The sequence below is a fragment of the Bacillus cereus group sp. BfR-BA-01380 genome (genome assembly GCF_022663535.1).
Taxonomy (GTDB): Bacteria; Bacillota; Bacilli; order Bacillales; family Bacillaceae_G; genus Bacillus_A; species Bacillus_A cereus_BB.
In genome coordinates this window covers 1-10,493 of record NZ_JAKUFS010000054.1, presented here as the reverse complement: position 1 = coordinate 10,493, position 10,493 = coordinate 1, and the positions used below count along the sequence as shown (strand labels likewise).

The window sequence follows — 10,493 nt, the reverse complement described above, 5'->3', positions numbered from 1 at the left end:
CTACCATCTTCTCCGGTAATAGGGAATACAAAATTGGTGGAAGTTTTTCTTTAAACCCCATTGCTCTTCTAGCAATGACATAAGAAGCTGTTTGGTGAATGCTGATACCAAAACGTTTCATATATTTGATTTTACCAATTTGAGAAGTGTACGCTGGATTCACCTCAAATACTGCAACCCCCATCTTCTCAGCACGGCTTTTCATAGCTGAAATCATCTTTTTATAAGCAAACATGCTCATCATCATATTTGCTTTTCTGTTGCCATAAGGGTTCTTAACCTTTGCTTTTGTGGTGTTTAATTTTTCTACAACGATCGGTTTGTTTGCTTTTACAGCAATGTCAACTAATGCAACGGCTTCAGCTTCCATTATTTTCGTAATTTGTTCTGATGTTTTCCCTAACATATCAAAGGATAATATACCCGTTTTTATGAGTTGTCCTTGTTTATTGATGTTTGACCAAGCAAAGTGGTCAAAATTACAGTCTACTCCAATGACACCATCAGATTTGCTGAAGTTCTTATTTTGGTTCTCTTCCATATCGATTAAACATTTAAAAATGTAGTAATCACAGTGATCTTCAATTGCCCAACCGATTGGTTTTCCTGCCTTCTTTTTATCTTTGCAATTCCATTGGTTTTGAACAGCTGCATTCACTTGTTCTTGTCCATACGGAAATGTAAGGTTGGGAATTTCAACCGGAATACCATTTGGTGTTGTAAAGTGTAAGGATTGTGATTCTGTATTGTATGTAAAAACAAAGTTTCCTGATTTCGCATCTTTTCGACCCGAAATCAACATTTGATTATAACGAGCCTTTTCAAAATCCTGCACCCAAAGTGAATGATCTTGAACATAAGCATCTACAGTATGTTGTGCTTTGAATAGCTTTTTACTCCCAAATACAACAGAAGAAACGTTGTTTTTTAAACTATGAAGTAGTTTTTGTAGTCTATCCAACCGAAATGCAAGGCTACCTAAACGAGAACGAAGTGTTTGAATACGCACATCTAAATATTCATGCTCAAATTGATAGGCATGATAGTAAATATCCGTTCTCTTTTTAAATTGTACAACAAAATATCGTCCCCTTTGTTGTTCTTTGGACGTTTTATTGAACGTTGGCTTCCCTTTGATAAACGATGTTTTCATTTTATTCAGCACTGTCAAATCTGACTTGGTTTTCTTCATCTTCTTTTTTACAGCTTTCATCTGTTCATTTTTATTTTCGATATACAATTTCTTCAATTCTGTCTGAGAAGAAAATAGTGCATTAGCTTCCTGTACAGCACTATTTGCAAAATAATCATTTAGACTAAATCGTGATTTCACAGTAATCTGCATACTATCAGAACGTCTGGAAGTACCAGAACGTTTTTCTAACACTTGCGTTTGAAAAGCGAAATGCTTCGCACGATTAAATACGAAAAGAGCATGTCCAATCGCTTCAACATAATTCGGATTCAATGCATTCTTATAGATACGAATTGAAAAATATGCTTTTTTCATTGGACACACTCCTTTCTTGTTTTGTATACACAAAGTATACCAAATAAGAACGTATGTTTCCATCTATATACTAAAAAAACAAAAAAAAAGCGATTCATCCCCCACCTACCGTTGCTACGCTTGAGGTGGGGTCTTCTCGCCAGATATGATAAAATCAAGATGAAAATCTCTCATGAACTGAGATGGAATTCTATCTCCAACTTTATCAAACTTTATTTCAACATATTCTTCTAAATTTTGTTTCGTTCTAAAATTTCCTATCCACAAAGACATTACGCCTGGGTTTTCCATAATGACTCCCCCTCTAACATCTATCCATCTTAACTCTTCAGGTAATGTGCTTATTCCATACTTTCATGATCATTTTTTATCAGCAACACAAAATTATATATTTCTTAAAAAATTCTTACTAAAATTTATTCAGTAGAAGTCAATATAAATAAAGGATGTCCCAAAAGATCGTTATTCAACGACTTTTTGGGACACCCTCCTCGCTAACCGCTTAAAATATTTATCTAAGATTCAGTTCAGCCTTTAGAAGAACCACGATCTCTTCCTTTTTCATGTACAAAAGAAATCAAGTGGTTAAAATGTGGTCACTGTGCCCAATCTTAAATGTCTGTTTACAACTTTATGATGCTGGCGGAAAAAACAAATTATTCACAAAATCTTCAAAACTCTTTGCCATCAGTATAATATACTCTTCCCTTAATTCATTATCTTCTTCAAAATAATCTAGATCACAGAAGTACACGTAACCTGCATCTTTTCCCTCAATCGCCAAACATATTAAGCTATCGGCTGGATCAATTCCTATAGGTAAGAAATTGTTTGGAACTATATTTCCTCTATTATATAAAGAATACATCTCTTCAAGGTTATTTTCTGTTTCTTGAGAAAGCGGAAAAAACAGCATAATTGATGAAGTAATGGTAGCCCCTTTATTATTACAAATTGTAAATCTTCTACGATCCGTCTTTCCACCATTGTTTAGTAACAAAAAGTTTTTATAGTCATCTGGAAGTAAAACATTACATTTCATTTCAAAATCTTTCATATCTTGTTCATTTATGACTTTAAAGGAATATTCAAAATTAATATCCATTATTTCCATCCTTTATATATTAATCTAAAGAGTTTTTAATAATGCCACTTACTCCTTCGAAAATAACATCTCTTAATACTTCATTATAACTTGTATATTCTCTATCAGACTTTATCTTATCGAAAACTTGTTTTATAACACCGTCAACCATAATCGTCAAACCCTCTATGTCCTCTGGGCTTCCCTCTTTCTTAAAAGTTTCATTTAAAATAACTAATTTCTCTTCTTTTGACATGCTTTTATTCCCCTTTAAAGTTTTCAACAACTCGGCTTTATTCAGCCTTCTAAATAAAGCCGTTGTAAAAAATTATTGATAATTTTCAATAGCTGAGATAAGAGAACCTGTTCCTTCTTCGGCATAATGAATAAAGTCCAAGCATTTTTCACTCCAACCACCGATTAAATTGGTTTTCTCTCCTACAAATTGTTGATTACCGTAACTATTTAAATTGAAAGAGTGAACCCAAACATCAGGATTAATTTCACGGCGATATGTTTCAAGAAGGATTTGTGAAGAATTTTCTTCACATTCATCTCTGTACACTTGCTCATCAGAGAAGACGAGGATGCGGTCAACTTTGATTTTGTTATCTAATAAATATTGGATAGAAAGATGTAAGTTTGTTCCATATCCGTGTTCATTAACCTCTGATAAAAATGTGTTCATGTTCTCTAAAATGCCAGAACGAGTAGAAACATTTATCACTTTGAAATCAGTTGCGAATACAGATGTAATCGAATTATCACAGAAGGAGTGTGCCATTGCCATCATAAGCGTAGCAATATCTGCACATTTAACGGTCCCATCTTTCGAAACAGGATAACATGTCATAGAGCCTGAGATATCTGCTGTCATAAATGTTGTACCTGATAGTCTTGGCATGTTTGTAACAGATGCTTCAATTGCGTCATTCAATACATCTAATAATATGCTTCCCGCTTGCGGTAATTTTCCCTGCACGACGCGATAAGCTGAGAAAAAACGAAATGGTAATTGTTTTGATTTTTTTACTCTCTCAGGATCACGAAGAATGTTATATACTGTATCAACATTTGCTGCACCTGAATTTACGATATTGCGAAGATTACGAAGTAAGGCCATATAACCTACTTTACCGCTATCGATTAATTCTTCCCATACTTCTTTTTTGTTTCCTTTTTGAGAGAGTTCTGTTTCCCATGTATATGGTACTTGTAATGTATTTTCTAATAAACGTTTATAAAGTGTATAACGTTCTGTTCCTTCTTTTGCAGATGGGCTAACTAAACGGAATACATCTTTCAATGTAACGTCTTTTCCTGTGCGATTGTATTTTGCTAATTGATATTCATCAAACGTAGCAAAGGCATCTGCCAACCCTTTTTTCAAAGAGTTTGGAATTGGATGTTTCCGGCCATATACACCTAATTGATATGCCATCATTTCTGTTACATCATCAGGTCGCTGTGCAACGCGAGAAACCGTTTGACGTGCATATTTACGACCTTCAGGATGGTTAGCGAGTTCCACTGCTAATACATGTGTAACAGAACGCATGTAAAACACTTCACGTGCATACACCGCTAAATTTGCAACAAATTGAGGGTCTCTGTCCATAATTTGTTTTGCAGTAGTAACTAATTCTTCGCTGTTGTCACCATAAAATTTTGGCTCATTAAAGAAAGATGTTAATACCATCGTAACTAGTTTATCTTTATCATACATTTTATAAGCGTTTCCGCCCTCTTTTGTATACGTTTGACGGCTTCCTTGAGAAGAATGATTAAACTTTGACATTATGATCTACCCCCAGAGATTTTTTGACACTACTGGTTGAAATACAAATAAAAAAGGCAACGTATATACGTTGCTCTTTTCACTCATTCCTAACACTTCAGAACGATTGGAAACAGGAACAGACAATTTATTCTGAGAAACGGGAATCGAGCCCCGCAAACCCATCTCCTATATGACGCTTAGTGTTATGAATCAAAGAAAAGTACTAAATTGTTGCGGAACTTACCGCAACTATAGCGTTTCATATTAGCAAACGAAGTATGAGCTACCTACAATGCTCCTGTTATATGTAATGTTTAAAGATTTGGGAGATAAGCGAAAAGGCTCATTACGTTGCTCTACCACTGAGCTACCTCCCAAGGTTGGGAGGATGGGATTCGAACCCATGACACACGGCTTACAAGGCGAAGAAATCCTTCTCTACACTGCCCAAATCTATAAAGTATGAATTATAGATTCGAAGAAAAGGGAGATAGGCGGAAAGACTCAATGTGTTGCTCTACCAAACTGAGCTACTCCCCCTACGTTTATAAAACGACGGGGGAGGCAAGGATTCGAACCTGCGACCTACCGCTTAACAGGCGAAGAAATTCTTTCCTACACTGCCCTTTTCTTTTTGTTACTTATTGATTTCATTATACTCGTCAAACAAAACCTTGGCAATTATTAGCACTTATGAAAAATCTTATCTTTTTTGTCTATTAATCTTAAAGCTTCTGTATTTCCAAATTTAATTAAATTGGATTGTATGAAAATACTGTGTTAGACTAACTAGCGGATATACAAATTTTACATAAAACACCAATGAAATATCCCTAATAAAACAAAAATGTATACATTACTTTTCTATCTTTGAAAGTTCCTCTCTCCTTGCCTCATGAATAGCTAAATCTGCATATCTTGTTGTAATAGGTAACCGACTATTTTTTTCTACAAAATGCAAAACGACATGGGTAGCAGTATCTAAATCAATCCAATTCCCACAAGAAACAAAAATTGGTTTTACATTTTCTCTAGTTTTTAGCGTTCTTCCATAAACTTCTTCATTTACAACGATCTCAGTATACGAACCTACTTCGTTTTCAGGTTCGATAAAATCAACATTATTTATTCTTAAATACGTTTTGGCTACTCCAATAGTTGGCTTGTTTAAATAGAAAGACGCATGCGTTGCGATCCCCATATGACGATTATGTAAATAACCATTTCCATCAAACATATATAAGTCTGGAAAACTTTTTAATTTTTTAACTGTATCAAGCACTAATGGTAATTTCCTAAATGCTAGATAACCAGAAATATAAGGAAACTCAATTTTATCTATCTGATGAACTTCTTCAATAATTGCCTTTGTAAGATAATCAAACACAACAATACAGCAGACTCCATAGTCAATTCCCTCATTAGACCAATAAGCAATATCTATTCCTGCTACTAATTTTATATCTTCTAGTTTAAATGTATTTTTTAACGAAATGTTACTTGATAATTGTTTTTGCAGCTTCTCTAACTCATTGATATCGTGTTTTTTCATAATTTTTCACCCGAATTTTCACATAGTCCAAATCTCATTTAGTTAGCTCTTTTTTCTTCAACAATTTGATCATTTTTATCCCAAATCCTATACCGTATTTCTCCTTTTGAGAAGCCGTTCCTCCAAACTATCCAGCATATGGATGATAATCAATTTCTACTTTTTTTAGACCTTCCAATACTTTTTTTATTTTATTAGATAAATCCGCGATTTCCTCTTTAGTTAACTCTTCTTCCGCATCTAACGGGTTAAACATACTTAAACACTTTGTTATCCTTTCAACAGTACCAACGAAAACTTTGTCATGAGTAATTAAAATTTCTCCTATAGCAGCATCCCTCACAACATCTTCTATCTCACCTAAATTCCAGTATTCATCGACTAGTCTTGCTATTGCCTCTCTATATCCTCTATTTAAACTTAAAAAATCACTATAGTCCTCTTTGATTGCTTCAAATAATTCGTTGTATCCCCAGTATTTCACTAAATCTCCCTCCATCCAAAAATATTATGGCTTAATCCCTTATTGTAATCTTAAAATAAAAAGCACTTGTTATCTATAAAAGGCAATGAAGTGAACCCAAAAAGTTAGACACATATGTTAAGCAGCTAATGAGGAATGCGTTCTGTATTGTACAGAGCTCATAACTTAAAAGATCAAAAAACGATTCTTTAAATACATGAGAATCGTTTTTTGTATAAAATATTTCCTTAACGCACAATTTTCTTTTTTGTCGCGTCAGGCCTACTAGAGTTTTCATTCAGATTTATTCAATTTATAACAACTTTTGTGTTTATTTTCTCAACATGGATATCATTATTATTTCCAGTTTTAATATTAAAAAATTATAGTTAATATAATATGATACAAATATGACGGTTATCATCCTAGTGTTTCTCCTTATGCGAAAAGTAAGATCGAATTCTCCGGTCTTATTTTTTGGTTGTGGAGCGTATACGTTAACTTAATCTACTAATTCTTTTACTTTATAAGAGTTTCCCTAGTGTGTACCAAGCAATCTATCACATGATCATAAACATGAGGAGATTCTTCATAAGCATTACAAATTAATTAATAGGAGGCAACATATGTTTAAAAAAGTCTTATTGTCATTTTTCTCCTTCGCAATAACTGGCTCTATTTTGTTTTCTAATCAAACGGTAACACATGCTGAACTATATCCAGTACAAAATACAAATGGTGCTGGTCTAGACCTTCGTAAGACTCCAACGATAAATGGCACACGAACTGAAAGAAATATTCCAGACGGATATAAACTCGACTTATATTGCTATGTAAGAGGTGAATCTTATAAGGGAAGTACAGTTTGGGATTGGGTAGGTGATACAGGATACGGTGGCGATATAGACAATGGTTTTGCTCCTGATTACTTCATTAAAACTGGTTCATCAAGCCCTGTTGTTCCATTCTGTTCATGGTGACCCCTATTAAAGAATCCATATTTAATGGGGGAGCATTTACAACGTTAAAGTAGAAATCCTTGTATCAATAGGGGTAATGTTATTAATAGTTATCTCGATTGAAATTTGGCAGTTTTCTGTATTTCTTTTATAACGGGTTCTGTGTAGCAATGGAACCAAATCACGCAATAAGCATTAGTGGACATTATTCACGTACATAAAAAAGGAAGACCTTTCGAATTTGGAGAGTCTTCCTTTTTTATGTACGTTGGGATTATGTATAGATGTCACCGCATAGTTTATTTTAAATAAAATCCAAAAGGTTCCAAGCCTTAATTGATATAGATTCATGTAGTCCTTCATACTTAACTTTTGAATACATTGGAATTCACTGCAACAAACTCTATCACTTTAAACTGACCGGTTGTTGCTGTGTAACACAATGAATCATACCACCATTTTTATACAGCTCCCTTACATCAATTCCAATCACCTTACGGTCAGGATATAGTTTTTGGATTCTATCGTTTGCTATTTTATCATTAGGATCATTATAATTCGGAACTAATACAACTGTATTCCCAATGTAAAAATTTATATATGAACCTTTGTATCCCAAATCTTTTCCATTATCTAAAATTACATTGTTTTTACTAATTGGTAAATACACATGCTGATAAGGCTTGCCAAAGGCATTTTTAGCATTCATTAATGTTTTAATATCTTTATTTGAAACACCCCATTCCTCTAAATCATCTTCTTTCATTGTAATAATTGTAGACTGATCATAAAACTTAGCAAAACCATCAATATGGAAATCCGTAATATCCAAACCTGAGACACCATCTAGCCAAATAAAATTAGTAGCACCAAGATATTCTTCTATATACTCCTCTATTTCTGCTTCTGATAACTTAGGATTCCTGTTTTTGTTAACGACAGCACTACGTGTGGATAAAAATGTACCACTACCATCTAGTTCAAAGGCTCCACCTTCAAGTACTACATTAGTTAGATCAATTCTTTCCATACCTAATTGCTTACTAAGACTGTTTGGAATTAATGCATCCTTTTTATACGGGGTTTTCTTGCCCCATCCATTAAATCCCCAGTTCATGATTTTAATATTCTTATCCTTGTCATATACAAAAATCGGTGCAGAATCTCTTGCCCATACATCATTAGTAGGAATGATATAAAAGTAAATTTTCTCCATATTTATACCCTTCTCATACAGAAGACTAGAAATATAATTCTTTTCGTATTCATTATATGCGATAATATGAACATTTTCCCCTTCGCTTAAAGCACTTGTCATCTCTATCCAAATTGATTCAACCTCTTCTTTATAACCTTTACCATATGTCAAGTTATGAGGCCATTGTAACCATGTACCTTCATGTTTGCCTCTTTCGTCAGGCATTGAGTATTTGCCTACACTTTGTTCTTTTATACTTTGGCTTTCATCAGCTTTACTTTGAATACATCCAGTTAAAATTCCAGCTACTAATACAGCCCCTGAGCACAGTATAATTATCTTATTCATTTCATAATCTCCTTATTATGTTTTGATTACTTTCTCTTGGAAGTAGAATAAGCTCTGACATAGTGTCAAGGTCAAGCAATTATTGTTTTTCTTTTTTGATGACAGGAAAACAGATTTGTGTCACATACTCCTCCACAGAGCAGTCACATTCTGGACCTTTCAAATAGGTTTCATAAGGCGGACCACCTAAGCAATAACCGTTGCATTCTGCCCATTCTTCAAGCGCCATATGTGCATATCCGATATAATCATAACTTCCGATATGCAATGTAGTGGCAATAAATCTTTGAGAGAGCTTTTTTATTTGCCATTCTCTTGATATATCTCTTTCATTCCCAGGAATAATCGGAATCATTAATTCAATATTGCTATGGTCAGGGCTAAACTCTTCATCAAAAAAAATCACAGAGGGTACACCACATAACTGAATGTTACTTTCTTCCGCCTTATCGTATAAGGAATCAATGCACTTATCTACATCAGCAATATTAATCTGCAATCTTTGACTTACGACACTTACCTCTTTTCTCATTCCGAGCAATATATCATATGCTCTTCTTTCTCCTTGAATCAAATCCACCTTTTTTTCAATCATCTCTTGCATTTCTGTAATGATCCGTCTATATCGATTGATTTCCTTTGATAATTCATTTATTTTCAAATGTATGAATCTGATAAACAATTTTCTATCTGATGTCTGAAGGATGGTTTTAATCTCCGGCAAAGAAAATTTGTATTCTCTCAGCTTTTTGATTAGTAATGCCATTTCTAATTGACTATTCTCATAATATCTGTATCCGTTCGCTGCATCTATATATACTGGCTTTAAGAGTCCTTCTCTGTCATAGTGTCGTAACATACGAGCACTCATTTTGCATAGCTGAGAAAATCTGCTAATCGTGTACATATTTCTCTCCTTACTTAGAATGATAAAATTTTTCAAGCAAATGACCAGGTAGTAGGGGTAACCGTCACTACCCCTACATCTTCGCAATTTTACCTTTAGAGACATACTGCTTCTTCAGGGCAATTAAAATATCTTCTTTTTCCCACATATCCATCACCTTATGATTCTCCTGGTCCGCATTGCTTTATCCCGCATTAACGGGCAGTAAGACCCCCACCTCAAGATTCAGAAAGAAGCAAAGAAGATAGGTGGGGGATAACTGCCCGTAAAAGCCCGATTGGTTCAACTAACCGTCAGTGGGGGATGAAGAAAACCCCCACTGACGGAAGTTTCACTTTATACAAGGGTACCTTTCTTTGTCACTCAACCAATCTTTTCATCAGACTTTATTATAAAAATTGAACGAAGGTTTTTTGAAAGAAGAATTCGTTTCGATCAATCTTCTTTCAAAAAAAGAAAGCTAGTAGAATCAATATAGCTTTCTTTTTCCTTAACGTACAGGCAATCGGCTGAAATGTGTCTAAATTGTATCTAAACGTACAATTTTTTACTTTTGGTGACGTGATCCCATCGCTATCAAACTAAGACTTCATTAGGAATTTTCCAGGGGAGTTTTTTTACTTTTTATAAGGGATCGGTGTAGATTATTTAAAAATTCGCATACGAAATAAACCCTAATGGGTTTCATTTTT

10 protein-coding genes are annotated in these 10,493 nt (G+C 34.1%); 1 reads left to right on the top strand and 9 read right to left on the bottom strand.

Annotated features, from left to right (window positions below):
- The 7 genes from MR076_RS25350 to MR076_RS25320 form a co-directional block, all read right to left on the bottom strand.
- A partial coding sequence (locus MR076_RS25350) for an IS200/IS605 family accessory protein TnpB-related protein (protein WP_242225335.1) occupies positions 1 to 1,510 on the bottom strand: 1,510 nt, incomplete at its 3' end.
- A 114-nt stretch (positions 1,511 to 1,624) separates the two neighbouring features.
- Positions 1,625 to 1,801 (bottom strand): immunity 22 family protein, encoded by a 177-nt coding sequence (locus MR076_RS25345; RefSeq protein WP_242225334.1) that lies wholly within the window; start codon positions 1,799 to 1,801, stop codon positions 1,625 to 1,627.
- Between the two features lie 340 nt (positions 1,802 to 2,141).
- The gene (locus MR076_RS25340) at positions 2,142 to 2,618 is read right to left on the bottom strand and encodes an SMI1/KNR4 family protein (protein ID WP_242225336.1); all 477 of its coding nucleotides are present in this window, start codon (positions 2,616 to 2,618) and stop codon (positions 2,142 to 2,144) included.
- 16 nt (positions 2,619 to 2,634) lie between these two features.
- Entirely contained in the window at positions 2,635 to 2,850 is a 216-nt protein-coding gene (locus MR076_RS25335) for a hypothetical protein (RefSeq protein ID WP_242225333.1), read from the bottom strand.
- 72 nt (positions 2,851 to 2,922) lie between these two features.
- Positions 2,923 to 4,392 (bottom strand): TROVE domain-containing protein, encoded by a 1,470-nt coding sequence (locus MR076_RS25330; RefSeq protein ID WP_242225332.1) that lies wholly within the window; start codon positions 4,390 to 4,392, stop codon positions 2,923 to 2,925.
- 838 nt (positions 4,393 to 5,230) lie between these two features.
- Entirely contained in the window at positions 5,231 to 5,926 is a 696-nt protein-coding gene (locus MR076_RS25325) for an endonuclease V (protein WP_242225331.1), read from the bottom strand.
- 127 nt (positions 5,927 to 6,053) lie between these two features.
- Positions 6,054 to 6,410, bottom strand: a complete 357-nt coding sequence (locus MR076_RS25320; RefSeq protein WP_242225328.1) for an Imm3 family immunity protein — start codon at positions 6,408 to 6,410, stop codon at positions 6,054 to 6,056.
- A gap of 605 nt (positions 6,411 to 7,015) precedes the next feature.
- On the opposite strand from MR076_RS25320, the gene MR076_RS25315 reads away from it, so the two are divergent.
- The gene (locus tag MR076_RS25315; RefSeq protein ID WP_242225326.1) at positions 7,016 to 7,369 is read left to right on the top strand and encodes a hypothetical protein; all 354 of its coding nucleotides are present in this window, start codon (positions 7,016 to 7,018) and stop codon (positions 7,367 to 7,369) included.
- Positions 7,370 to 7,754: 385 nt separating this feature from the next.
- Here MR076_RS25315 and MR076_RS25310 read toward each other — a convergent pair whose 3' ends face one another.
- Together MR076_RS25310 and MR076_RS25305 are read right to left on the bottom strand one after the other, a co-directional pair.
- The gene (locus MR076_RS25310) at positions 7,755 to 8,894 is read right to left on the bottom strand and encodes an agmatine deiminase family protein (protein WP_242225324.1); all 1,140 of its coding nucleotides are present in this window, start codon (positions 8,892 to 8,894) and stop codon (positions 7,755 to 7,757) included.
- Between the two features lie 79 nt (positions 8,895 to 8,973).
- The gene (locus MR076_RS25305) at positions 8,974 to 9,801 is read right to left on the bottom strand and encodes a MerR family transcriptional regulator (protein ID WP_242225322.1); all 828 of its coding nucleotides are present in this window, start codon (positions 9,799 to 9,801) and stop codon (positions 8,974 to 8,976) included.
- Positions 9,802 to 10,493: the final 692 nt, after the last annotated feature.

Bases quoted from the DNA above. Each gene is read 5' to 3' on its own strand.
- MR076_RS25345 (WP_242225334.1), bottom strand. From the start codon at position 1,801: ATGGAAAACCCAGGCGTAATGTCTTTGTGGATAGGAAATTTTAGAACG.
- MR076_RS25335 (WP_242225333.1), bottom strand. From the start codon at position 2,850: ATGTCAAAAGAAGAGAAATTAGTTATTTTAAATGAAACTTTTAAGAAA.
- MR076_RS25330 (WP_242225332.1), bottom strand. From the start codon at position 4,392: ATGTCAAAGTTTAATCATTCTTCTCAAGGAAGCCGTCAAACGTATACA.
- MR076_RS25325 (WP_242225331.1), bottom strand. From the start codon at position 5,926: ATGAAAAAACACGATATCAATGAGTTAGAGAAGCTGCAAAAACAATTA.
- MR076_RS25315 (WP_242225326.1), top strand. From the start codon at position 7,016: ATGTTTAAAAAAGTCTTATTGTCATTTTTCTCCTTCGCAATAACTGGC.
- MR076_RS25310 (WP_242225324.1), bottom strand. From the start codon at position 8,894: ATGAATAAGATAATTATACTGTGCTCAGGGGCTGTATTAGTAGCTGGA.
- MR076_RS25305 (WP_242225322.1), bottom strand. From the start codon at position 9,801: ATGTACACGATTAGCAGATTTTCTCAGCTATGCAAAATGAGTGCTCGT.